General features: G+C 60.2%; 18 protein-coding genes and 7 pseudogenes. 12 read left to right on the forward strand and 13 right to left on the reverse strand.

The window, feature by feature from the left end; genetic code table 11:
- Positions 1-130: 130 nt before the first annotated feature.
- From K307_RS01980 to K307_RS01995, 4 genes and pseudogenes are all read right to left on the reverse strand, one after another.
- Positions 131-1,360: pseudogene (locus tag K307_RS01980) on the reverse strand (epoxide hydrolase family protein).
- Positions 1,361-1,797: 437 nt separating this feature from the next.
- The gene (locus K307_RS01985; RefSeq protein WP_042875993.1) at positions 1,798-2,163 is read right to left on the reverse strand and encodes a nuclear transport factor 2 family protein; all 366 of its coding nucleotides are present in this window, start codon (positions 2,161-2,163) and stop codon (positions 1,798-1,800) included.
- 80 nt (positions 2,164-2,243) lie between these two features.
- Positions 2,244-2,894, reverse strand: coding sequence for a glutathione S-transferase family protein (locus K307_RS01990; RefSeq protein WP_230625413.1), 651 nt, complete (start codon positions 2,892-2,894; stop codon positions 2,244-2,246).
- Between the two features lie 163 nt (positions 2,895-3,057).
- Complete coding sequence (locus K307_RS01995; protein WP_042875995.1) at positions 3,058-3,813, reverse strand: SDR family NAD(P)-dependent oxidoreductase; 756 nt, start codon at positions 3,811-3,813, stop codon at positions 3,058-3,060.
- 94 nt (positions 3,814-3,907) lie between these two features.
- On the opposite strand from K307_RS01995, the gene K307_RS02000 reads away from it, so the two are divergent.
- From K307_RS02000 to K307_RS02030, 8 genes and pseudogenes are all read left to right on the forward strand, one after another.
- A complete protein-coding gene (locus K307_RS02000) occupies positions 3,908-4,822 on the forward strand; it encodes a LysR family transcriptional regulator (RefSeq protein WP_042881068.1) in 915 nt (304 codons plus the stop codon).
- 229 nt (positions 4,823-5,051) lie between these two features.
- A pseudogene (locus K307_RS02005) lies at positions 5,052-6,142 on the forward strand (DNA-binding protein).
- A complete protein-coding gene (locus K307_RS02010) occupies positions 6,126-6,377 on the forward strand; it encodes an H-NS histone family protein (protein WP_042875997.1) in 252 nt (83 codons plus the stop codon). The pseudogene K307_RS02005 and the gene K307_RS02010 overlap by 17 nt, the downstream one beginning before the upstream one ends.
- 112 nt (positions 6,378-6,489) lie before the next feature.
- Positions 6,490-7,383: a lipid A biosynthesis lauroyl acyltransferase gene (locus K307_RS02015; protein WP_042881070.1), complete on the forward strand. Its 894-nt coding sequence runs from the start codon at positions 6,490-6,492 to the stop codon at positions 7,381-7,383.
- A 204-nt stretch (positions 7,384-7,587) separates the two neighbouring features.
- A complete protein-coding gene (locus K307_RS47275) occupies positions 7,588-8,427 on the forward strand; it encodes a hypothetical protein (RefSeq protein ID WP_155301030.1) in 840 nt (279 codons plus the stop codon).
- Positions 8,343-8,831, forward strand: a pseudogene (locus tag K307_RS48895) (ISKra4 family transposase); the annotation flags it as partial. The gene K307_RS47275 and the pseudogene K307_RS48895, both read left to right, overlap by 85 nt.
- 385 nt (positions 8,832-9,216) lie before the next feature.
- Entirely contained in the window at positions 9,217-10,734 is a 1,518-nt protein-coding gene (locus tag K307_RS02025; protein ID WP_042876001.1) for a sensor domain-containing diguanylate cyclase, read from the forward strand.
- A gap of 376 nt (positions 10,735-11,110) precedes the next feature.
- On the forward strand, positions 11,111-11,374 hold the full coding sequence (locus K307_RS02030) for a hypothetical protein (protein WP_042876003.1): 264 nt from the start codon (positions 11,111-11,113) through the stop codon (positions 11,372-11,374).
- A 141-nt stretch (positions 11,375-11,515) separates the two neighbouring features.
- Here the strand turns inward: K307_RS02030 and K307_RS45210 are convergent, their stop codons facing one another.
- Positions 11,516-11,908, reverse strand: a complete 393-nt coding sequence (locus K307_RS45210; protein ID WP_230625414.1) for a GNAT family N-acetyltransferase — start codon at positions 11,906-11,908, stop codon at positions 11,516-11,518.
- A gap of 461 nt (positions 11,909-12,369) precedes the next feature.
- Here K307_RS45210 and K307_RS02040 point away from each other — a divergent pair.
- Positions 12,370-12,790: pseudogene (locus K307_RS02040) on the forward strand (IS6 family transposase); the annotation flags it as partial.
- Between the two features lie 6 nt (positions 12,791-12,796).
- On the opposite strand, the pseudogene K307_RS48435 reads toward K307_RS02040, so the two are convergent.
- Positions 12,797-12,901, reverse strand: a pseudogene (locus tag K307_RS48435) (IS6 family transposase); the annotation flags it as partial.
- Between the two features lie 607 nt (positions 12,902-13,508).
- Here K307_RS48435 and K307_RS02045 point away from each other — a divergent pair.
- Positions 13,509-13,709 carry a hypothetical protein gene (locus K307_RS02045; protein WP_042876006.1) on the forward strand — a complete coding sequence of 67 codons (201 nt, stop codon included), beginning with the start codon at positions 13,509-13,511 and terminating at the stop codon, positions 13,707-13,709.
- Positions 13,710-13,998: 289 nt separating this feature from the next.
- Here the strand turns inward: K307_RS02045 and K307_RS02050 are convergent.
- Positions 13,999-15,498 (reverse strand): annotated as a pseudogene (locus K307_RS02050) (Tn3 family transposase); the annotation flags it as partial.
- 156 nt (positions 15,499-15,654) lie between these two features.
- Here K307_RS02050 and K307_RS45215 point away from each other — a divergent pair.
- Positions 15,655-16,068: pseudogene (locus tag K307_RS45215) on the forward strand (alginate export family protein); the annotation flags it as partial.
- 138 nt (positions 16,069-16,206) lie between these two features.
- Here the strand turns inward: K307_RS45215 and K307_RS02055 are convergent.
- The 6 genes from K307_RS02055 to K307_RS02080 form a co-directional block, all read right to left on the reverse strand.
- On the reverse strand, positions 16,207-17,970 hold the full coding sequence (locus K307_RS02055) for an FAD-dependent oxidoreductase (protein ID WP_042876008.1): 1,764 nt from the start codon (positions 17,968-17,970) through the stop codon (positions 16,207-16,209).
- Positions 17,971-18,294: 324 nt separating this feature from the next.
- Positions 18,295-18,591 (reverse strand): XapX domain-containing protein, encoded by a 297-nt coding sequence (locus tag K307_RS02060; RefSeq protein ID WP_042876009.1) that lies wholly within the window; start codon positions 18,589-18,591, stop codon positions 18,295-18,297.
- Between the two features lies 1 nt (position 18,592).
- Complete coding sequence (locus K307_RS02065; RefSeq protein ID WP_051974572.1) at positions 18,593-19,051, reverse strand: DoxX family protein; 459 nt, start codon at positions 19,049-19,051, stop codon at positions 18,593-18,595.
- 17 nt (positions 19,052-19,068) lie between these two features.
- Positions 19,069-20,940 carry an amidohydrolase gene (locus K307_RS02070; RefSeq protein WP_042876011.1) on the reverse strand — a complete coding sequence of 624 codons (1,872 nt, stop codon included), beginning with the start codon at positions 20,938-20,940 and terminating at the stop codon, positions 19,069-19,071.
- Between the two features lie 81 nt (positions 20,941-21,021).
- Positions 21,022-21,708, reverse strand: a complete 687-nt coding sequence (locus K307_RS02075) for a hydrolase (protein WP_042876013.1) — start codon at positions 21,706-21,708, stop codon at positions 21,022-21,024.
- Between the two features lie 301 nt (positions 21,709-22,009).
- Positions 22,010-22,363 (reverse strand): putative quinol monooxygenase, encoded by a 354-nt coding sequence (locus tag K307_RS02080; protein WP_039012100.1) that lies wholly within the window; start codon positions 22,361-22,363, stop codon positions 22,010-22,012.
- 1,319 nt (positions 22,364-23,682) lie between these two features.
- Here K307_RS02080 and K307_RS02085 point away from each other — a divergent pair.
- Positions 23,683-23,871 (forward strand): hypothetical protein, encoded by a 189-nt coding sequence (locus tag K307_RS02085; protein ID WP_042876015.1) that lies wholly within the window; start codon positions 23,683-23,685, stop codon positions 23,869-23,871.
- Positions 23,872-23,899 lie beyond the last annotated feature (28 nt).

The following is a 23,899-nucleotide window of genomic DNA, read 5'->3' on the forward strand; positions in this document are numbered from 1 at the left end:
CTACGCGGCACAAGGCGAGCAAACTGCTGCCGACCTATGGCAACACTGGTTTCCGTGATACATGTAATTGGACGGTTTGTCGCGATGGAGGGTCAGCGAAGCGTAGCGTACGCAGGCCGTACTTAAATCGTTAAGTGCGCCGTGACCTGAAGGCCTTTCGCAGCTCATCGGTGAAGTGCGCTGGTTGCTCGAACGCAGCGAAATGCCCGCCCTTGTCGAGTTCATTCCAATAAAAGAGGTTCGGCCAGAGCGCCTCGGCCCAGGCTTTCGGTGGGCAGAAGATCTCGTGCGGGAAAACCGACGCCGCCATTGGCAATTCGATCCGCCCTCTGGAAGGGGGGCCTCCAAAGCCGCCGCGGGTGTTTTCCCAGTATATGCGTGCAGACTATGCGGCCGTGTTGGTTAACCAATAGAGGCTGATGTTATCGAGCATTGCGTCGATGCTCAGCGCATCTTCGGGATTGCCGTGATTGTCGGTCCACGCCTGAAACTTCTCATAAATCCACAGCGCTTGGCCCGCAGCCGAATCTGCAAGAGGATAGCCGATCGTCTGCGGGCGTGTCGCGTGCTCGCGAAAGTAGCCACTCTGCTCGTTCGCAAACCATGCCGCCCGGTCCATCGCCTTGCGTTCAGCAGGCGTAGGATTGTCCGGCAGCTTCTCCGGGAAAACGAATTGCCAGTTCACGTGGGCTGCAATCAGGCCCTGAGGCCGCTGGTGAGCCACGGCGTGCGTCACTCCCGAACCCCAATCGCCACCCTGGGCGACCCAGCGGTCGTAGCCAAGGCGTTGCATCAGCATTGCCCAAGCGCGGGCGATCCGTTTGACATCCCAGCCCGTCTCGGTCGGCTTATCAGAAAACGCGAAGCCCGGGAGCGACGGCACGACGACATGGAAGGCGTCTTCGGCACGCCCACCGAAGCGCGTAGGATCGCTGAGCGGGCCGATGATTTTCATGAACTCCACGAACGATCCGGGCCATCCGTGCGTGAGAATGATCGGGAGCGCATCCGGGTGAGGCGAACGTACGTGAACGAAATGAATGCCGAGTCCGTCTATCCGCGTGCGATATTGCGGGAAGGCGTTGACACGAGCCTCGAACCGAAGCCAGTCGTACTTGTCGCGCCAATAGGCGATCAGTGTCTGGGCCTTTTCGAGGGGAACGCCCTGCGTCCAATCGCTGACGGTCTCCCGCTCCGGCCATCGTGTGTACGTCAAACGGCGCTTGAGGTCATCTATTGCACCCTGAGGAACGCTAACTCGGAATGGCGTCACTGCGTCCGAGGCAGGCGGCAACACAAAACCCGCCGACGCCGCGTGCGCTTCAGGCAATTCAATCAGGCTCGCACCCAGACCCAGCATGCCCAAGTCGACTGCAGCCTTTAGTATGGTGCGTCGCCTCGAGAACGCGTCAGGCGCAGCGACTTCGACTTCGAGCTTCTTGCTCATGATGTTCTCCAAATAGATGTCTGCCAGAGAAGGGCAAGTCATCTTCTCCGACGGGATGGAGGCGGACTATCTCGGATTTGGTGCCGGAATGGAGTTGACCATCACCGTTGCCGACAGCCAGGGGCGTCTCGTCGTGTAGCAGAATATTCTGACAGTCCATGGTGCCCTTTCTGGCCGCCATGAGTCAGGTGAGGAAAGGGTGGCGGTCGGCTTTGGCCGACCGGTCACCGCCGTTCCCTGATTACCTGCTCAAGGCAGCCTGCAGCGGCCTTTGGCTGTTGCGTTGCCGGAACAAAGTGGTCGTTTAGTCAATTGAACTGCCGTACGTCTTCCGTTCGCGTGCCACGCGGCTATGAGGGCATGGAATCGAGGAAGACATAGAGCGCCGCAATCTTCCCGTCGCGAACGATGATCACATCCAAGCCCGTATAGTCGGATGCCTCGCCGCGCGGTCCGGAGCCCCAGGCCAGGCGACCGGCATTGTGAAGCGCCTGAGGTTCGCCGACCGGCGTATAGGCGAAATGCGGGTGCGTTGCGCGAAGATCTCCGGCGAATTTGTCGAGAGCCTCGTGCCCGGTGAACGTGCCCGGTGGCACGTAGAGCACGCAGTCTTCGGTGTAGAGTTCCTCGATGGCCTCGCGACGACGTGCTGCATCGCCCTCACCGAAAACCTCCTGAAGGTTGCGATGAAGCAGTTCATGGATACGGTCATTCATAACACTTGTCCTGAGTGATCGACTGCGGACTGAACCAAGTCGCATTGTGTAGATGGCTGAAAAACGGAACGTTGCACGCACTACTGAGCGAGCGCCAAGGTCTTTGCGATGGCGGTGACGACTGCGGGTCGAGCCGAAATCTCGTCATACCAACGAGCGACGAATGGAAACTTGTCGAGGGTCGCGCCAATTGCCTGATGGCGCCACACCCACCCGAAATGGGCGATGTCCGCGACACTGTATGCATCACCAGCAACGTACCGATGATGCTCAAGGCCGAGATTGAGCACGCCCAGCGTCCGGTCAACGTCCGCTAACGCGCGCGCTTGGGCCTCGGGTTGGGCTGACGACTGAATCGCGACCAGAAACGCCTGGAGGAATGCCGGGCTGAGGCCGGATGCGTGGAAGAAGAGCTGCTCGAAGACCTTGCCGCGGCGGAGGCCATCCTTCGGAAGAAGTTGTCCGGTCTTTTCTGCAAGGTAGACCAGGATCGCGGCGGATTCGCTCAGGACCACATCGCCGTCCCCAAGAACGGAAGGGTCGATGAGAACCGGGACTTTTGCGTTGGGATTCATCGCCTTGAAGGCGTCGGTCTTCTGTTCGCCCTGGCGCAGGTTGACGGGAACGAGCCGATAGTCGAGCCCCATTTCCTCCAGTGCTATCGGCACTTTGACGCTGTTAGGCGTAGCGAATGCAAGAACTTCAATCATTTTCGTAACCTTCTCTTTCATTGTGGCGGACTGGAGCGGCTCAAGCCGCTCCACGACATGTTTCACGAGCGGCGACCGTCGAAGCTGATACGGCCGTCACCGAAGGCGCCCACATGCAGTAGGCCATCCGCCATCGCGATGAGTGGCTGGTCCGAGAGCCGCTGCGCGGCTCTCGGACCTCTCGTTAAATCTGAGCTTGTCCGCCGTCGACGAAGAGTTCGGTGCCGGCAATGAAGCTCGCATCGGAGGAGGCGAGGAAGACGGCTGCACCTGCGACGTCGTCGGGATCACCGACGCGACCAAGTGGGACGGTCGAGGCCATGTAGTCGAGCAGACCTTGCTGCCGTGCGGCATCGGGGCCGGCCAGGTCAACTAGGCCGGGCGTCTTGATCGGGCCGGGGCTGATGACGTTCACACGGATGCCGCGAGACTTCAGGTCGAGCGTCCAGCTTCGGGCAAAGTTGCGCACCGCGGCCTTCGAGGCGCTATAGACGCTGAACGCTGGTGTGCCTTTGATGCTGACGTTGGAAGCGGTAAGGATCACTGAGCCACCATCGACTAGCAGCGGCAGTACCTTCTGCACCGTGAAGAGCACGCCCTTTACGTTGCGACCGAACGTGTCGTCATACTGCTCTTCGGTGATTGATCCCAAAGGCAGCATTGAGCCGCCACCAGCATTGACGAACAACACATCAATACGACCTGCCTCTGTCTTCACTCTCTCGTAAAGGCGATTGAGATCGCTGAGATTGGCGGAGTCCGCCTGGATGCCAGTGGCCCTCGGCCCGATCGCGGCAACGGCTGCATCGAGCTCGGCCAGACGACGGCCGGTAACGAAGACCTGCGCGCCTTCAGTTGCGAAACGCTTGGCGGTGGCGAGGCCGATACCGGTCGTACCGCCGGTGACGACAGCTATTTTTCCTTCGAGTCTGCGTACCATGATCTATCTCTCCTGAGTGGGATGAGACAAATCTACGGCGGCATGCTATTTTTCGAAATGGAAATGAATGAAAACCATCGTTGCAGGATTGTCGATGTCAAAGCTGCCGGATTTCGAAGGGCTCGCGATGTTCGCGAAGGTCGCCGAGGAAGGTTCGTTCGCTGCGGCGGCCACGGCCTTGGGTGTCTCGGTCGCTACGGTCTCTCGGGCCGTTACCCGCCTTGAAGAGCGGCTGGGAGGCCGACTGTTCAACCGTACCTCCCGACGACTTGCACTCACAGACTATGGCCACACGCTCGCTGAACGAGCGGCGAAAATCTACGCCGACGCCGAGGAGGCCGAGGATTTCGCCCGTGAGACCTCAAGCCAACCGCGTGGTCTCGTCAAGCTCGCCGCGCCGCTCGCTTTTGGCGCCCGCTGGGTCGCCCCGCTGCTGCCCGAATTCTTCCGGACCTATCCGGATATTTCCGTGGATCTTCATCTCACGGATGCTCATGCGGATTTGATTGGAGAAGGCTTCGATGCGGCCCTCCGCATCGCCATCATGGAAGATTCGTCACTCGTCGCGCGTCACATCGCACACGTGCGCCGGTTTGTCGTGGCATCCCCCGCCTACCTGGCTCGTTATGGTCGTCCCCAGCACCCGCATGATCTTGGCGCCCACCAGTGTCTTACCTACACGAACAGAAGCAAGCGCGACGTTTGGCGCTTTACCCACAAAAGTGGCGAGGAATGCGCAGTTACACCGACCGGGGCCTTGCGAGGAACGAGCGTGGAAGCTTTGCTGCCCACGCTCCTTGCGGGACTTGCGATCGCTGAACTCCCTGAATTTGTTGCGATTCAGTACCTTGCCGACAGTCGGCTTGAACCGATTTTGACTGACTGGCGCTTGCCCGAAGGCGGTCTGTATTTCGTCACACCCACTGCCCGCGCACGACCAGCAAAGGTTAGCGCTCTGGCCGACTTCTTCATCGCCAAGCTGACCACGGCAGAGTGGAACGCAAAGTAATGGCGCTCCCCGGCTCTGCATGGCCCTTGTGAGGGCGAAGCCGACATTCGAATGTCTGCGGGAGCAAGGCAGCAAACGTCCCGAACTGGCCGGCTACCGCCGTTGCGCTTCCGCCATCCCTGGCCGGCAACGGTCAGCCACAGTGCGCACGGCCAGGAAGAACGTGAGGGCTGGCCGGGATTCGTGAATATCTTAAGCTTCAGATATTTTCGAATCCCGGCCGACCCTCATGCCCGCTGCTGACCTGGATCTGACCAACGCCGCGCTGCAGGCCGCCATGGCCAACGACATTGCCGAGCTGCGCAGCCGCTTCCCCGAGACCCGCGCGCTGTACCGCGAGGTCTGCGGTTTGCTGTTCTTCCGCTACGGTGTCACGCCCACCGCCAACAAGCTCTATAGCCTGGTGCGCAAGGGCAGCATGGGCGCGCCATCTGAAGTGCTGCAGGCGTTCTGGCAGGAGCTGCGCGAGCGCACGCGCGTCACCATCGACCACCCCGACTTGCCGGATGCGTTGAAGGAAATCGCGGCCGGGGCGGTCCAGACCATCTGGCAGGCGGCCAACGAGGCCGCCACCGGCGAGCTGGCCACGCTGCGCGCCGAGGCGCGCCATGCGGCAATCGCTCGCGGAAAGCCAGGCGGACCGCCGCCGAGCGGCAGGCGCACGCGGCGACCCAAGCCCGGCTGGAAGCGGGGCGGGCGGAACTGGACGCCGCCGGGCGGCAGCTGGCGGAGCTGCGCACCCAATTCTCGACCGAGCTGGAGCGCGCCCGCGAGCAGGTGACCCTCGCCCAGGAACGGGCCGAAGCCAGCGAGCGGCGGAGCCTGCGCGAACTGGACGCGGAGCGTACCGCGCGCCAGCAGAGCGATCGCACGGCCGAAGCGTTGCGCGGCGAACTGGTGGCGGCGCGCAGCGAGGCCCGCGACGCGGCGGTGGCGCAGGCCGAGGCCCGGGCCCGGTTCGAAGCCCAGGCCGCGGCGCTCGCCGACCGGCTCGCCAGTGCCGAGCAGGCGCAGCGCAAATCGGTCAACGACCTGGACACCGTGCAGGCGGAATTGGCCGCGGCGCAGCGTCGGGCGGAGCGCGCCGAAGCCGAAGCGGCGCTGGCGCGCCAGCTGCTGGCAGAATTGCGGGTGGGGCCGCCCGAGCGAGATGGCGCTGGGCGGCGGCGCAAGGCCGGGAGCCCGGCGCCGACCGAGCAGCAAGCACAGAGTGAAAAGCAGGGCGAACAGCAGGACAAAAAGCAGGGTGCGCCAACTGCAACCCTGAATCCGGAAGACGGCAGCGACAGCAGTGACGACAACGATGACAGCCAACAATGAGCGGGCGGAAGCGATCCGCTGGATCCAGGCCCAGATGGCCGACTATGGGCTGACGCTGGAAGAGTTGGAGGCGGCGGGGTGCTTCGACCCACCTCCACCGCCGCCACCCCCTCCGCCGCCGGTCTGCTACCGCAACGCCGAGGGAATGAGCTGGGACGGGCAGGGCGAGATGCCGTCGTGGCTGAAGCGCGCGGTCAATGCGGGCCAGAGCGTGGAGTTTTTTCGGGTCGGATAGAACTGACCGAAAGGTTGCAGCCTTGCAGAGGGCCGAATCCGAGGGGGCGTTCGAGCGCCAACTGCTGGCCGGATATCCGCACCTACAGCCGTACATCCCACCAAGCAACACTATGAACAAAGTATTTACCTGGCTTGGAATTGGTCTACTGAGAATTCTGGGCAAGCTGCCGTATCCCATGGTTGCACGCTTCGGGGAAGCTCTTGGTGGCTGTCTTTACCTGTTGCCGAGCCGGCGCCGGCGCATCGTCCAGGCTAACCTACGCGTGTGCTTTCCCAAGTGCTCCGAGGTGGAAATACATAGCCTCACCCGTGAGACCTTTCGCACGGTGTTTCGCAGCCTCGCGGAGCGCGGAATTTTCTGGACCGGCAATGAAGCCCAGGTGCGCAGGTGGGTTCAGGTCGATGACCAAGCCAATCTAGTTGCGCTGGATGGCACACCGCATATTGGGGTCACGCTGCACCTGTCTGGCGTTGAAGCTGGCACTATCCGCTTGAATCTTCATCTGCGCGACCATGTGCAGCACGGTGGAGCGTGCCTGTACACGAAGCAAAAGAATTGTCTCTTCGACGATTTTCTAAGGCGCGCACGTGGCCGGTTCGGAGGTCGCATGATTGCTCGCAGCGACAGCGCACGTGAGATCCTGCGCTGCATAAAGAATGGAGAGGGACTTCAACTGATCGCCGACATGGACTTCGGCGAACGCGATTCTGCATTCGTTCCATTCTTCGGGGTGCCAGCCCTGACATTGACCTCCGTGTCACGCCTGGCCCGGGCGAGCGGTGCAACGGTAGTGCCTATTTATACGGAAATGTTGCCTGGCTACAAGGGCTATGTCGTGCATGTTCTGCCGGCATGGGAACACTACCCAGGTGACAGTGTCCTCGAGGATACTCGACGCATGAATGCCTTTTTCGAAGACTGTATTCGGCCCCGAGTGTCAGAGTATTACTGGGTTCACCGTCGGTTTAAGAACCGCCCTCAGGGCGAAGCCAGCATCTACTAACGCACCGCGCGCTAGTGACGTTTCGGGAGAGCAAGCTCGTCAAAGGGCGGAATGCCATCCTTTCCCTACATATCCGATAAAATTGTTCTACTGATGCGAAGCCTCAAGCGGCTGGGGAGTTCTTACCTGTCACTGTAACGATAGTGCAAAAGGTCAATTGCGTCGACGTTTATGCTAAACCAGCAGTAGCGGGAAAATTATAGAATGAGATTCTATTTCGGAATTTTACCAAATTTCCAAAATCAGACGTACGTTGCACTGGAAAAGGACGCTTGGAACGACTGGTTTACATGGCACACGACTTACAACGTGCATGTCATCACTGACAAAGGAAAGATTGTCAAGCTCGGTCGCGTGAAAATTGCAAAAAAAGGGATGACAAAGGCCAACGGAAGCACCGAGATTGAAGGTGACCTGCCAGAACTCGGATCTCAATATTTTTCCCTAGGACAGGATGAAAACTACTATGAGACGTTGATTTCACTGGGAGACGATCTTCGTGAGGCGTATCTGGTCGCCATGCGCGATTGTGCTTTTTCGCTCGACATCCTGAATGAAAATATCTCTGAACCGGTGATGACCGGTTCGCTACTGCACTCCATTGAAGAGTCCCGGGTGCGCGAACGTCTCCACAGACTAGCTACGGGACGAGTAAGACTTACTGCGTATAGCTTTGAGTATCATTTTCCCGAAAATGCCGAGGCTTTTACGCCGCCTCCTACCATAACATTCTCTGTAACGCCGAACTCCCTTCCGGCGACAAATATTCATGTTCTTATCGGGCCCAATGGCGTTGGAAAATCTCGCTGCCTTGATTTTCTCGCGCGCGCTTTTCTAGGCCCCCCGCACACCGGTTGGCCTCAGCCTGACATTGGACGTCTAATAAACACTGCAGAGAAATCCGCGGGTATTTTGTCGGCCGAGGATGAAGCGTTTGCTGGCCTTGAAGTGATCGTCGGGGGAAGTCCCTGCGGTATCAGGATGCCGGGCATAGTTTTGCCTACGTGCACAAACTGGAGCACCGACCAGCTGATCGTATGTTGAATTTCCTGCTACGTGAAGGTGTGCAGCCTAGTCAACCGGTGACCTTTCTGTCGGATGGCAGCGATACCGTGCGGTTTGCGCAGCTCGGCTTTGGCGACCGCGGTGAGTACGTTCTCGATTGGTTCCACATCGCCATGCGGGTACAGAACCTCGAACAGATGATCAAGGGCCGGCCGGCACATTGCGACGGCCCCAGCAACGCGGCATTGATCAAGGCGCTGCATGGCGCCAAGTGGCACCTGTGGCACGGCTGTCCCTATCCGGCGTTGCGCCGATTGGAAAGCCTTGGCTGGGATCTGGATGCTGAGGCCAGCCCCGAAGAGGCCAAACTCCTCGGCAAGCTCGAGGAGTTCATTGTCTACCTCGACAACAATCGACACTTCATCGTGAACTACGGTGACCGCTGATGGTCGATGCTCACGGAAATCTTGGTCACGTCTAGCGCCTTGTCGCGTCCATCGTTACCCGCCGCAAAGCCTTGCTGCTATTCGCGAGAGTTCGAGGGCCTACAGGCGACGGCAGTGGCAAACCGGCAGGCTAGCCGATGTGAACTTCCCCCCCCCCCAAATGAAGTGCCTCATGAGACATCTCCTGTTGAGGCGGCACTCCGCGACTGTCGCGCAAAAGCGTCGCCATGTAACGACGAACGAATGTTGAACTCAACTGTCGCAAGGCGGCGCTGGATATGCCGTTAGAATCCGCCCGACCGCGCTCAGGACTCTCCACGAGCGTCGTTTGAATGTGCTTTGGTGGCCATAGGGGGCAGGGGTTGATATTGGTGGAAGCAGTATGGCGTTGATGAAGTTCGCCGGGGCCTTTCTGGCACGCCCCACTCTTTTTATCGTTGGGGCGCTTGCGGCCGCCGTTACCTTGGCGTGCATCACTGCCGTATCGCTTTACCAAATGCGCTTGGACGCGCTCGCGCGAGCCCGCGACGCTGCGGACAATCTCTCTCTGATTCTGCAGCGTGATATCGAACGCAACATCGAGGTTTACGAACTGTCGATACAGGCCGTCATTGATGGGGTCAACGACCCGGGCACGTTGCGACTGCCGTCACAGATTCGGCAACGTGTCCTCTTCGACAGGTCAACCAACGCCCAGGATATGGGCTCGCTCTTAGTTACAAACACTGCGGGCGAAATCGTCATTGATTCTCACTCGGGTCCACCTCGACAGCTCAACCTCAGTGACCGAGATTACTTCACGATTCACCAGCAATCGGCCGGCGCCGGGCTCTTCATCGGCAAACCATTCTCACCGCATCTAGCGAAGACGGAAACGTCGATTGGACTGAGCCGACGGCTGACGGATAGTCAAGGCCAATTTGCAGGCATCGTTGTCGGGACACTTCGGCTGAACTACTTCCACCGCTTGTTTGATGGGATGACGCTTGGCGACCACGGCTCCATCACGTTGGTGCGAGTTGACGGAACGGTTCTGATGCGACGCCCCTACAGCCAGAGGGACATCGGTCAAAGCATTGCCGGCGCCCCAGCATTCAAGCCACTCATTCAAGCTGACAGTGGCTGTTACATTGGTACTGCGGCGTTGGATGGCGCCCAGCGCCTGTACAGTTTCAAGCATATTGGCAGATACCCGTTGATAGTCGTCGTGGGGCTCGCAACCGATGACATCTACGCCGATTGGAAACGGCGCGCTTGGGCAATCGGCAGCGTTGTGGCGCTGCTCGATATTCTCATCGTCTTGATGTCGGTGATGTTCGCCAAGCAATTTCGCAAGCGGCTCGAGATGGAACGACAACTTCATCTACTTGCCAATACCGATAGCCTGACGGGTGTGGGCACCCGCCGTGTTCTGGATTCAACCATCGATGCCGAGTGGCGACGTGCGAGCAGGAGCAAGCAGAGCCTCTCCGCACTCATGGTAGACGCAGATAACTTCAAGAGTTTCAACGACCATTATGGGCACGCTACCGGCGACAGTGCGCTAAGAACCATCGCTCGCTGTATTGTTGAGAACATTCGTCGCCCAGGCGACTTTGTCGGCCGTTATGGCGGCGAAGAGTTCTGTGTGCTCCTCCCGAATACAGACCTAAGGGGCGCGGTGCAAGTAGCGGAGAAGATTCGAGCTGCGGTCCTTGCAACTAACCAAGCAAACTTCGCCAGCCCACGCGGAAGACTGAGCGTAAGCATTGGCGTCGCCGTTTTTGACGGCAATGGCCTGCCCGGTGATACGGCGGACAAGCTCGTGCACCTTGCCGATCAACGGCTTTATGAAGCAAAGGCGGCTGGTCGTAATACCGTAAGGCCGCAACAAGCGCCCCCTCAATTGGCGGTAGCCTGAGGACTGATTTCGGCGCTTTCCGGACATGCGGCCTGCCAGCCGAGCCTCCTTCTCCAACCCGCCTTGCCGCAGCACGGGAATCGTCCCGTTGTCGACGGAGGATTGGTGGTTCACGGGGTAACCAAGCAAGGGAAGGACCAGAGGAAGGGTTAACTCGGGTCAAGGTTTACCCAGAATTGCTTTCAAATCAGCCCGTTGGCGCACAGATGACACCGCAGTGTCATGGAGTTTCGCTTCAATGTGCAGTCGATTTTCATGATGACTTGCCGGAGGGGCTGGACCGGCGGTGCTAGGGCCGCAGCTGGCGGCCGTATAAGAAGGGCTCGTTCGTCAGCGTGCAAGACGAAACTGGCCGTGCAATTTTGGAGGGGCTGATATGCACCAAACACTCGCGGTTTCGGGGACATCGAACCAATTGTCGCTGCCAAGCGACTCAGTTGGGAATCTGGTTCAATGGACAGCGGCACGCATCGAGGCTTTGCGTGACGAAGCCGCAGCGTTGCGCGCGCAATCGCAGGTGCAGCGCTTGGGCGCAGACATGACCGTGTCGCTGGAAGATGCCGTTCACCTGTTGCAGAAAGCCGCCATGCTTGATAGGGGCGCTGATGTGCTGGCGCAAACCAGTGCTGAGCTCTGCTAGCGCTCCGTGACCGAATGGCGTCTAGCTTTTTTTGCCGACGAGAATTTCTTGAGCTATTTGTCGCGTCATGTCGTCGCCATTGCGCTGTGAGCGAACGCTCGAAGGCATGGAAACGGCTAACGACAAATGCGGGAGCAGACACTAGAGCTCAACTTTCATGATTGCCGCCGCTCGGGCACCGGTATCGGAGAATTCACGAGAAGCCAGCAGTTCGTGAGGTATGGCCGCACGGTCGACTGGCGTGAAGCCAAGACGAGTGAAATAGCCGGCGGCAGTTTCAGTTCGGACGACCAGGGATTCGATACCGCGCAAACGTACGTCGGCCACCAGCGCGGAAACCAGGAGTGCGGCCAGACCTGCACGTCTTGCGCGTTCCGCAACGGCGACCACTCTTATCAGGCCAACCTTGCCGCCGAGTGCTTCGATACCGGCGCAGCCGAGGAGGCCGGTCTTGTCCCGGCTGACATGAAATTGCACCGCTTCACTACGTATTCCGCCAACGGGCAGTGAACACGTGCGAAGCAATGCTTCCACGTCACGAAGGTCTGCCTTGGTTGCAAGACGCGGCCTCATAGCGTTACCCGCAAATCTGATGAGTTGACGAAGGCCTCGGCGTTACGACAGGTACCCACCAGCATGGCGCTCACTATGCGTTGGTGGTCGCTTCCGGGTTCAGGACTGGCGTCCACATGTGCTGAATTCGACTCCGGCCATTCTACTGGACGCCATTCCTGCACATTGCCCGGAACTGCCTGGCGCAGATCTCGGGGAACGGTATAAACCCTTATGAGAACTCATGCAGATTGCCCCGCAGATGACATGGGCCCTGGCAGGCGGCAACTCGGCAGATGAGTCGCTAATTTCACGATCACGAAATTATGGGTTATGACGGCGACTACGGAAGGTGCAGTGAATTGGTCGGTCCTATTCGAGTTGCAAGCCGTTGAGTCGTTCGATGTCAAGAACCTAGCTGCATTCGCTGAAGTGGCAAGTTCCACCGCTGGGCGCTCAAGTTGCTGCCGGCGCTGAACAAGGGGTTTCGCCTTCGTAAGCGCCCAGTGGAAAAAAGCTGACGCATGGACGAGACCTACATCCTGGTACGTGGCCAATGGAAGTACCTTTACCGAGCGGTCGACAAGGCGGGCCATACCATCGGCTTTATGCCGCGCGCCCAGCGCGACAAGGCCGCGGCGCCGCGCTTTTTCGAGAAGGCCATTGCGCACCACGGTCAGCCCGACTCCGTGACCATCGACGGCAGTCCGGCCAACTTGGCGGCCCTGCACGACATCAACGCCGAACGAGAAGCTCCCATCGCCATCCGGCAGGTCAAATATCTGAACAACATCGTCGAGCAGGACCATCGGCCATCAAGCGCTGACTCGACCGATGCTGGGATTCAAGGACTTTCGCTGCGCGCATCCCTGCCAGTAAATAGAATTGCTCTGCAGCGGACGGATTGCTCCCTTCGCGGCACTGCATCTGGCCCTTGGCAATCATGTGCATGAGCTCGATGCCGCCCAGCAGCATAACCCAGCTGTAGCCCAGGGGGCTGCTTGCCCTCGCTCCCTTAGTGCGACAGAACCCTCAAATCCACACATGACGTGTTCGACCACGCCTTTTAACCGTAACGTTCACCACCGCAGCTTTCCGACTGAAGCAGCTTACGGCTGTTTGGAGCCTGCGCCTGCACGCCGGCTTCGGAGGGCCTTCCTCCATCTCAGGTACAGCATCGCCTTCGCAATTGCGAACGCGTTCTTGGCACAATGTTGATGCTTATCTTGGGTGGATTGGCGAATCAGGGGAGTGGCGTTGCGCCAGGCACTGGTCATCATCAGGACCCTCGCTGCGCAATGGCGCAGGAGATTACATGCTGATTGTTGGCTTACTGTAAGGCGTAGCCATGACAATCGCTATGCCATGATGGCCATTTCCAAGATTTTCATTGCCCGCCAAGGTGCGCATGCTCATTTCCGCGACACGCGTATGCCCCAAAGCAGGGCCGCGTGTGATGCCCGCGGCTATTTGCGGGCGCGATTCCGCTGGCACGAAATTCGCTGCTCCACGTTTGGGGAAGGAAGCGAGTCCAACAGCCGGGCCGGATATGCCGGCTGTCACAGTCAAGACAGGAGCGCCTATGTTAAGCCCGCACGAACTTGCGACGCTTATGCTGATCAAGAGCGCGCCCGGTCACTCGGAACTGGATCCGCTCGATCTGGAGATCCTGCTGCAAGAGCAGTTGGTTCACCTCGAAACCCGTCCCCCGGCAGGCAAGCCCGCGCCGGTTCTGACGCAGCGCGGCCATTTGCTGCTTGGCGCGATGGAGCGCCTGCGCTGACAGCGTGCCCCGCAGGACCCGGACGGGAATTGCGCGCGTGGGCAACCGCCCGGAGTGGACCGGGGCATCTTTGTCACATGCGTGCATGCCCGGCCGGGCAGGTGCGGATTTCGGTGAAGGTTATCAGTGGTTTCGGTGAACGTGATCAGGGAAGGAAGGTGGTACTGCGCGGTCCGGAGATTGTAGCGTAGGTGATCACGATGCCCGTTTCTTGGCGTCGGTTGCCGTACGCTTGCGCATGGATTCGCCTTTGAGCGGGAGCTTGTGTGCCTGGTGGACGACCGGAATTCGTACGAAACAGCCGTCCGAGATGCACGCCGGCCTCATAGACAATCTGCCCGCGCGCCGCCGCCCCAAAGCGCGTGAGTGCCTGGACTGCAGTGCATTGCCCACTTTGCACGGAGGCGGCAATCCGTACCAGTTCATCCCAGGCGCGCTCAATGAGGCTCAGTCGAACATCTGCGTCGGTGACGGCAACCAGTTGGCTCGGCACGTCGTGGTGCCTGGGGACATGCAGGCGCCGGTCGCGCAGGTGGGCGAGTCGCGGACAGAGATCGAAGCCCAACAGCCGTGACAGGCTCATCGCGAAATCCGTAAACCCGTGTGTATCCACAGCAAGTTGGGCCACGTCGTCCGATCCACCTTGCCGGATCACGCCCTCGATCGCTGCGCCTGCCTGCCGCTCATTAAGCAGAATAGGCTGGTCATAGAAAATGCCCCAGCGATCGCGAACGTGAGTGTACATTCCGATCGATGCCGTCCGCCGACGCGGGTCGGCCCGCGCTTGCCAGACAGAGCGCGTCGTTTCCAACGACATCATGTCCGACGACGCCAGATCGGAGCGTCCCCAATGCTGGGCAATCGGGTTTTGATGCATGAAGGTCAGCACGGCTTCTGCCGCGTGGCGCAGCTTCCGTTCGTCCGCGATACGATGCATCATCTGCCGGATCGCGGGCGGCGACAGCTCCGGCACCATTCGGGCGAGATCTGCAGCCGACATCGACGTGCCATGCGCGAGTATGGCTGCGTAGACCAATAGCAATTCGCTGCGGGAAAGGGGCTCCCTCCCCAGCAAGAGCCAACTGAAGTGCGTGGCGCTGTCGATCTCGAGCAGGATTTCAGGAAGCTGACCGCCGGGGTGCCGCTCGAACAGTGCGCGTCGCAATGTCTCCACCGACGCGGGCGTAGCGCTCGCCACCAAGGGATCGATGTGGATCGCATCGTCAATCTTGAGCTTCCCACTCAAGGCAGCGTCTTTCAGCTTGACGAGGCTTTCGTCCAGATGCGCGATCACCGGCACCAGAAATGCCTGAGCATCCTGCGGCAACTTGAGATGGCCATAGAAGTGGTTGCGTTTAGCCTTCCAATCGCTGGCGCCGATCAAAAGCGCCGCTTGGCTTCGGAAGGCAAAGCTGTGCGCAAGAAAGACTGAGCCGTTGCGCAGTGCCACCCGTAGAGCGAATAACGTGCCCCACTCGAAGGCGGCCAGCGCCCGCTGACGGTCCTGTCCCTCCATAGCGGGTTGCCAGGCGCGGCCGAGTCGAATCGTGATCTGGTCGGGAAGAGAGTCGGTCTTTATCGCGTAAAGTTCCTGCAGCACGGTCAACGCGTCGATCACTGGGTGTGCCGACTGGGCAGAGAAGGGCAGCAGAACCAACTTGCCGAGCAAGGCTCGGGCCTGGCGGTGCCGTGACAGGAGTTGCATGCGGATCAGGCTGGCACGGCTGGGCGCACGCCGGTTAAGCGCTGCATCGGCCAACGCCGACAGCTGCTGGCAGAGTGCTTCACGGGGGGGATGCCAGAACACGAATGTGCTGTTTAGAGCATCTCAAAAAAGCAAGCAACAGCAGACAGCAACCTATTGATTTGTCGTGGTATTTCCAGGAAATCGCCCGGAAAACCGCATGAATGCTAGGGGCAGCTATCCCGGTAAATTGCACCGAAATCAAAGGGACACCATCCCGGCGATGGGCGGGTCGAGGCGTTCAATCCGCGCTTTCCGAACGGCTATTACTTTACGCTCGCGGGCTACACGGGTTATGCGAACCTGATTCACGTCAAGCCTTCCATCACGCTCAAGCCGACCAGCAAGCTCGCGCTGATCGGCGCGCTCGGGTTCCAGTGGCGTGAGACGACAGCGGACGCCGTGCATCAACAGGCCAATGCCGTGGTGCCCGGAACAGCCGGACATGGCAGCCGGTGGACGGGCATGTACGTGCAAGTACGTGCCGATTGGACCATTGCCGCGAACCTGATCGGTTCAGTCGAAGCGGTGCACTTCCAGGTGGGCGACTCGATTCGCAACGCAGGCGGCAGTAACGCGGACTACCTCGGTGTCGAACTGAAATATGGATGGTAGCCACATCGGATGCGCGCTGCGGCCAAGTTCCTGGTTTGAGCGGTCCGTGCCTTTTCCAATACGGGTGTAACGCCATCTAAAAATTTAAAAGAGGTCCGCGCGACATATCCAGCCTTGCAACCCATCGCGACAGGCGGCTTACACATGCATGGAACGCGCGGGTGTTTCGGCGCGCTTCATGGCTAAAAAGCGGTGAATCTGCGCGACCACGGCTGCCCCTTCGCCCACGGCCCCTGCAACGCGCTTGGTGGAACCCGATCGAACATCGCCGATTGCAAACACGCCGTCGACACTTGTATGCAGCGGGAGCGTGGGCCCGCTGGCTCGTGTTCCCAGGTCGGTATCGGTCAACACAAATCCTCTCGGATCCAGCGACACTCCGCACGTGCGCAGCCAGTTCGTGTTTGGGTCGGCACCGATAAAAAGGAACAAGTGATGCGTCTTCAGACTTTCTATACCCCCATCGCGTCGCCGATAGTGGACGGACTCCAGCCGTTCGTCACCTTCGAGGGCCGTTATTTCAGAACCCATATGGATCGTCACGTTCGGCAACGAGGCAATTCGCTCGATCAGATAGCGCGACATGCTGTGTTCGAGATCCTGGCCCCTGACGAGGACATGAACATGGGCAGCATGCGATGCAAGAAACACAATGGCCTGTCCTGCTGAATTTCCGCCACCGACCAGCAGCACGGTTTCGCTGCGGCAAAGCCGGGCCTCGATCGACGTCGCCCAGTAATAGACGCCGTGACCTTCGAAGCGCGCAAGCCCGCTCACTGCCGGACGCCGATACTCCGCGCCGCTCGCGACGACTACCGTCCGTGCCGCAACGCGCCGCGAACCGGCAAGCTTCACCTCGAGCGGGTATGCGCTGCAATGCAAGCCTTTCACCTCGACGGGAATCGCGATGTGCGCGCCGAATTTCTGCGCCTGGTTAAATGCCCTGCCGGCTAGCGCTTGCCCCGAAATGCCGGTCGGAAAGCCCAGATAATTTTCGATGCGGGCACTCGTGCCTGCCTGGCCGCCCGGCGCGCGCCAATCGAAGACTGCCACTGACAAGCCTTCGGATGCCGCATAGACGGCTGCCGCCAGGCCAGCAGGCCCGGCGCCGACGATCGCGACGTCGTAAACATGCCTGGGATCGAATTCCGGTACGAGTCCCAGGCACGAGGCGAGCTGCCCGTCGTCCGGATTGCGCAGCACGGTGCCATCCGGGCAGACAACGAGCGGCATGTCATCGCGCCGAGGCGTCATGCGCTCGAGCAACGCGATGGCATCGGCACCGCTTTCGTCAAGCGTCATATGCGGGTAAGCATTGCGTTGCAGGAAATGTTGCAGTGCAAGGAGCCGCTCGTTGTCGGGCGGGCCAACGAGCACCGCCCCTTGCCCGCGCTCGATCGCGGCGACGCGCCTCAGGATCAGCGCGCGCATGATCCTTTCACCGAGCTCCGCCTCGCCGATCATTAGGGCACGCAGCTTTTCCGGCGAAATCACGAGCGCCACGACATCTTCGATAACCTCAGCATCGACAAGGCCGGGCTTGCCTGAAAGCATGCCAACGTCGGAGGTGAATTCGCCCCGTTTCGCCTGAGAGCGCAGCAAACGTCGATGGCCCAGTCCGTCGCGTGCCGTGTACCGAATCGTGCCCGACAACAGGACGAACATGCCTGGACTCATGCCACCCGCGCGATATAAGAATTCGCCGGCGGCGTAGCTGTGTATCGCACCAAAGCGATTGATCCGATCAATCTCGGCGTCAGTCAGTACCGGAAATATCTGATGCCAGCGCGGGGTGCTGTCTGGGGTCTGCGCATCCTCCACGGCAGAACGATCGGCGCCGTTCGTGCCGACTTCTGTCTGGTTTTTTGGCCCGCCCGGTGGCGAAGCTGCGTCGCTGTTCATCGTGAACCTCTGACTACGCGCGTTGGAACCGGCCGGCGGAGAGCCACGCCCCTGGCCTTTTGGATACCTCACGGGGTAAATGCCGTCCAGTGATTCAAGATAGGTTAGCCGTCAACATGCCGCAAATAGGTAACACCAATCTTGCTCGTGTCCGAGCCCTCGTGGTACTCGCGACCGGCACAAGCGGACTTCTTGGCGCGCTCAGTTGCACGTTCATGAAATGGTCCGTACTTCTCGATGATCGTCACGCCCGTAAAAGCTTGGCCTTGCCACTGCTGGCCTTCATCGGCTTATCGCTGCTCGCGTCTGCGCTACGGCTCCCCATCAACGCGAGACGTTGTCCCGTTCGACGGTGCCGTTGTTTTGGGTGCCTCCAAGTTCCGCCACAATCTTGAGCGGTGCGCCGGAGATCTTGGGCACGCATTCCGTGCGGAACCACGCCACAGTGACCGGCTCACCGGCTATCACGCGTTTGACCGTCGGCACGACCTGCTCGCCGATCAGCATGCCAAGCAGACCGAGCAGCGCGATGGCCGGTGGCGCGGGTGAACGCACTTGCAGTAGGGCATAGATGATCCCAACGAGAATCCCCGCTCCGAACGACACGAAATAGACCTTCATTTCAGTCTCCCTGTTCCGATGCCGCCCGGCCGAGACGGCGCAGGTCGTGCCAGGCCACCAGCACGAAACCACCTGCCAGCCCGATGTGCTCGAAGAAGGCGTTCTCCATCATGATCCGGTCGGGCATTGGCACATTCCAGAACGCATTGGCCAGGAACGACGCCATCAAGGTGAACGCCGCCAGCGCCAGCGCCCCGACCCAGCGCCAAAATCCTGTCAGGATCATCGCCGAGGCGCCGAGTTCCAGCGCGATGACCAGCGCCGCCATCGGAGCGGCCGGCGCCAGGCCAAAATGGTTCATTTCGGCGATGGCGGCCGGGAAGTCCAGCGCCTTGGTGAGCCCGCCCTGCAGGTAGGCAGCGCACAGTGCCAGGAGCGCCAGCCACCGGATTGCCGGCGTGGCCACACGGGCCAGCCCGGCGCCCGCCGCTGCATGGGGACGTGTAAGTCGCTCGTGCATCGTTGCCCCCCTCGCTGTCAGAATGCCCAGCAGGAACAGCCGAGCGCGCCCCAGAATTGCCGGTGGTCGGCGACCGGCACCTGCGCCGCCCAGGCGGCGGCATGGGCGTGGCCATGCACACCGCAACGGTTCGCGCAGCCGCATGTCACGCTGAGCGCCGCGGCTGATTGAACACCCTGGCGGCGCGCCTGATAACCTCCGTACGTCCGCACCGGCGACCAGTCCGGCATGGCTGGAGGGATTTCGGGAGACAGTTTGCCGAAATCGCCATCGCCATAGACCACCTTGCCGCCGAGCAAGGTCAGTACCGAGGTGATGTCCTGGATCTCATCGCCGGGAACGGTGAGGTAGTCGCTCGACAGTACGGCCAGGTCAGCAAGCTGGCCAACGGCAATCCGGCCCTTCTTGCCTTCCTCGTTGGAGAACCAGGTATTGGCCTCGGTCCAGAGCCGAAGCGCAGTCTCACGGTCGAGGAGATTGGCCTGCGGATACAGCGACAGGCCGCCGAGCGTCTTGCCAGTCGTCAGCCATGATAGTGACACCCACGGGTTGTACGAGGCGACGCGCGTGGCGTCCGTGCCGGCGCCCACCTTGATGCCGCGCTCAAGCATCTGCTTGATCGGCGGCGTGCGCTCTGCCGGCTTTGCGCCATATCGCTCGACAAAGTACTCGCCCTGGTAGGCCATGCGGTGCTGCACGGCAATGCCGCCGCCCAGCGCCGCAATGCGGTCCATGTTGCGGTCGGTGATTGTCTCGGCGTGGTCGAAGAACCAGTGCAGGCCGTCGAACGGCATGTCGCGCGCCACTTTCTCGTAGACATCCAGCGCGCGCGAGATGGTCTCGTCGTAGGTGGCATGCAGTCGCCATGGCCAGCGGTTCTCCACCAGCAGGCGGATCACGGGTTCGAGGTCGGCCTCCATCGACAGGGGCATCTCCGGCCGCGCCACGCGAAAGTCCTCGAAGTCGGCTGCCGTATAGACCAGCATCTCGCCGGCACCGTTTTGGCGGTAGAGGTCATCGCCCTGGCCTGGCTTGACCTTGGCGGCCCAGGTACGGAAGTCGTTGAGCTCGTCCTTCGGCTTCTGCGTGAAGAGGTTATAGGCGAGCCGCACGGTGAGCAGGCCCTCCTTGTGAAGTTCCTCGACCACGGCGTAGTCCTCGGGATAGTTCTGGTAGCCCCCGCCGGCGTCGATCACGCCTGTTACGCCAAGGCGGTTCACTTCGCGCATGAAATGCCGCGTAGAGTTCTTCTGGTACTCGGGCGGCAGCTTGGGCCCCTTGGCCAGGGTAGCGTACAGAATGGTCGCGTTGGGCTGGGCCAGCAGCAAGCCGGTCGGATTGCCCTGGGCGTCACGCACAATCTCGCCGCCGGGAGGCTCAGGGGTGTCCTTGTTGTAACCCACGGCGCGCAGCGCGGCGCCATTCAGGAGTGCGCGATCGTACAGATGCAGAACGAACACAGGCGTATCCGGCGCCACCGCGTTCAGCTCTTCGATGGTCGGGAGGCGCTTCTCAACGAACTGGTGTTCGGTGAAGCCGCCCACCACGCGCACCCATTGCGGGGCCGGCGTGCGCGAGACCTGATCCTTGAGCATGCGCATGGCGTCGGCCAGCGAGCCCACGCCGTCCCAGCGCAGTTCCATGTTGTAATTCAGGCCGCCGCGGATGATGTGCATGTGGCTGTCGATCAACCCCGGAATCACGCGCCGGCCTCCGAGGTCAATCACTGTCACGGAGTTGTCACCGAGAGGCATGACGTCCTGCTTGCTGCCCACGGCCATGAACTTGCCGCCGCGGATGACTACGGCCTGCGCTTGGGGTTGTTGCGGATCCAGCGTGGTGAAACGGCCATTCACCAGGATCAGATCGGGCTTGTCTGAGGGAGACATCGCAATGGCTCCTGCCGGCCGGCGGCGTCACGCCGCGCGGCCGGAGTCGGGGATATCGAATGAGGGTGAGAGGGCTGCCGATTACTTGGCCGGCACCGCAGGCACGATCTCATGGGTACCACTGGCGCGCTGTGGCGCCTTGTGCACCATGGTGTAGGCGTAATCCACGCCCATCCCGTAGGCGCCGGAATGCTCCCGGACCACCTTCATGACGGCGTCATACGTGTCGCGACGCGCCCAGTCGCGCTGCCATTCGAGCAACACCTGCTGCCACGTCACGGGTACGACGCCGGCCTGGATCATGCGCTGCATGCCGTATTCATGCCCTTCCTTCGTGATGCCGCCCGAGGCATCGGCCACCATGTAGATTTCGTATCCCCCTTCGTCCATTGCACAGAGTGCAAAGGTGTTATTGCAGACCTCGGTCCACAGTCCGGACACGACCACCTTCTTGCGGGCGTTGGCAGCCAGCGCGTCACGAACCTTCTGGTCATCCCATGAGTTCATCGACGTGCGTTCCAGCAACTTCTGGCCCGGAAAGACGTCGAGCAGTTCGGGGTACGTGAAGCCGGAGAAGCTCTCGGTCTCCACGGTGGTGATGGTGGTCGGGATGTTGAAGATCTTGGCTGCCTTGGCCAAGCCAACCACATTGTTTTTCAGCACTTGCCGGTCAATTGACTGCACGCCGAATGCCATCTGCGGCTGGTGGTCAATGAAGATCAGTTGGCAGTTCTGCGGCGTCAGGACTTGAAGCTTTGGGTCGCTCATGATGGCCTCCACAATGAGAAAGTCGAGGGGAGCAAGTGACCGTCCCGCGCCGGCTAACGGGCGGGCACGGACATTGACGAGTTCAAAAACGAGCGTCGGCCAAGCAACGCTTCACTACTATAGAAAGTCACGAGGATAGCGGGTCGATTTTTGGGCTTGCGGCAAACACCCTAGCTGCTTGTGGCAAGCACCCGCTTGTGCCGCACGCATGCCGCTGCGAGCTCAAGGAACCCGGCCGTAACACGGGCCAGTTTGATATCCGCTACCAGACTCGCGACCTTAAGCCCAGAAGCCAATCCCGTCACCTGACAAAACCATCGAATCGTGTCATATAAATCGGGTGGAGGTCGGCGTTCGCCTTCTTGAATTCGTCCGAGGGCGTGCCATAGATCACCCACCGAGTGAGCTTGGCCACAGCGAAGAACTCCTTCGACAATGGGGCAAAGCTTTCCGTTTGGTGGAAGAGGGCCGCCTTCGAATCCGAGTAGCGTTCGAAGATGTCAACCGTCTTCTGGTCGTCCCCGATGTTGAACTCAAACTGCAGCGCGCCCGGCTCCTTCTCTGTCGCGGCCACAAGCTTTGGTATCAGCGGCGTGAACTTGTCCATCTGATCGACGGTAACGGTGAAAACCCAGTACACCTGTTCGCTCTGCATCCCTGCCTCCATGGTACGGTACCTCAAGGCTCACACGACGCTGACAATCGGAGCAACTGCCAACTGCGGTATTGGACCATAGTCCAATAAGAGTAGCGGCGGCGTGACTGCCACACCCACTGCTGATGCTGCATTATAGAGCTTGCCGGCATGCGCCACCGGGTTCGGACCGCGCATTGCCCAAGGTCCATGGACCATCCACTTATGCACCGGGCTGCCTGATGCGGGCGTCGAAACGCCGATCGAAAATTGCATGACATTGGATGCCGCAGCCGGAACGGTGTTGCAGAGACGCAGCATTTACATGGAGACACTGCCCAATTGCCACTCGGAACGAGGGTCTTGATTTGGCTAGCAGGCATTTTGATGGTCACATTAATGTTTTATATAGTAGACAGATAAATACCAATTCAAATGATCTGTCGCGCGACCAAGGTATGACCATCGACGGTAGTCGAAAGATATTCTCGATTCTTCCAGAGCAGGCCGATATGTTGTTCAGTCTGAGAGGCAGCCCGGCTTGACTTGTCATTCCTCGCCGACTCCATCTCGCCACCCCAGCCTGTGCATCTTCCAACTGCACGTATCCGGCGCTCGATAGCTACACGGGTGCAGGAGCAACAAGGCCAGCAAGGCGATATTCGAGCAAGATGAAGTTGAAGTGTGGCGCGACGATGTGAAGCACGCCGCCGTTCATTTTGACCTTCGATCCGCTAAAAAGTCGTGGTATGCAGTGGCCGAAGCGCAGACCGCCCAGTCCACAGCAGCCCGCTTTTTCGGCAATTGCGCGACAATAGGCATTACGTTCCAGTCAATCTGCCCCTGGTAGCCGAACGGAGCCACCTCGTAAGATTGCTTCCATTAGGAGAGGACTTCGCACGTCCCTACATTGCGCTTATCTAGCAGCGCCACATAAAATCGGAACAATATCGGCGGTGTGCGCAAGCGTCGATGCCACCTTCAGCACACGCGAGCTTCGTTTAAGGGGAGACTTGGCAGACTATTTTTCCCTCTAATACCTCGGGGAGGACAGAGACGGCCATATCAGGAAATCGGCGACGACGGGTACTCGAACGTCGGCAAAGGCCGCTCACGCGACGCACGGGATCGTCGGACGAAGGACCGTTATGTGAGTGAGACCGACGTTCGAATGTCCTCCCGAACGCACGGTGAACGGCTGCAGATGGCCGGGAACGGACCTCGGCCCGACGCTACCCAGTCGGCTCTCCACGACCCTGAACCGCCGTTCGGATTCGGGCCACTGCAACGACCGCTTCCAAGGTTAAGCCGGCGCTCGCCTGCGCGAGGTCGCGGTCGAAATGCAGCTTGCACCGATTCGGTCGGCGGTCCACGTTCCGGCTGCGGCGATATACGCGCATTTTCAAGGCCAGGACAACACCCGGCACTTGGCCGAACTAGATACTGTCGCCGAACAAACGATCGACAGACCTGCTGTGGTGGACCAAAGCGCTGAAGACCGCACGGGCAAGCTGACGACGCTCGAATGATTCATGCGAGTCGGCCCAGGCAACAGCG

It is taken from the genome of Cupriavidus necator A5-1, from assembly GCF_000744095.1.
In the GTDB taxonomy this organism is placed as follows: Bacteria; Pseudomonadota; Gammaproteobacteria; order Burkholderiales; family Burkholderiaceae; genus Cupriavidus; species Cupriavidus necator_A.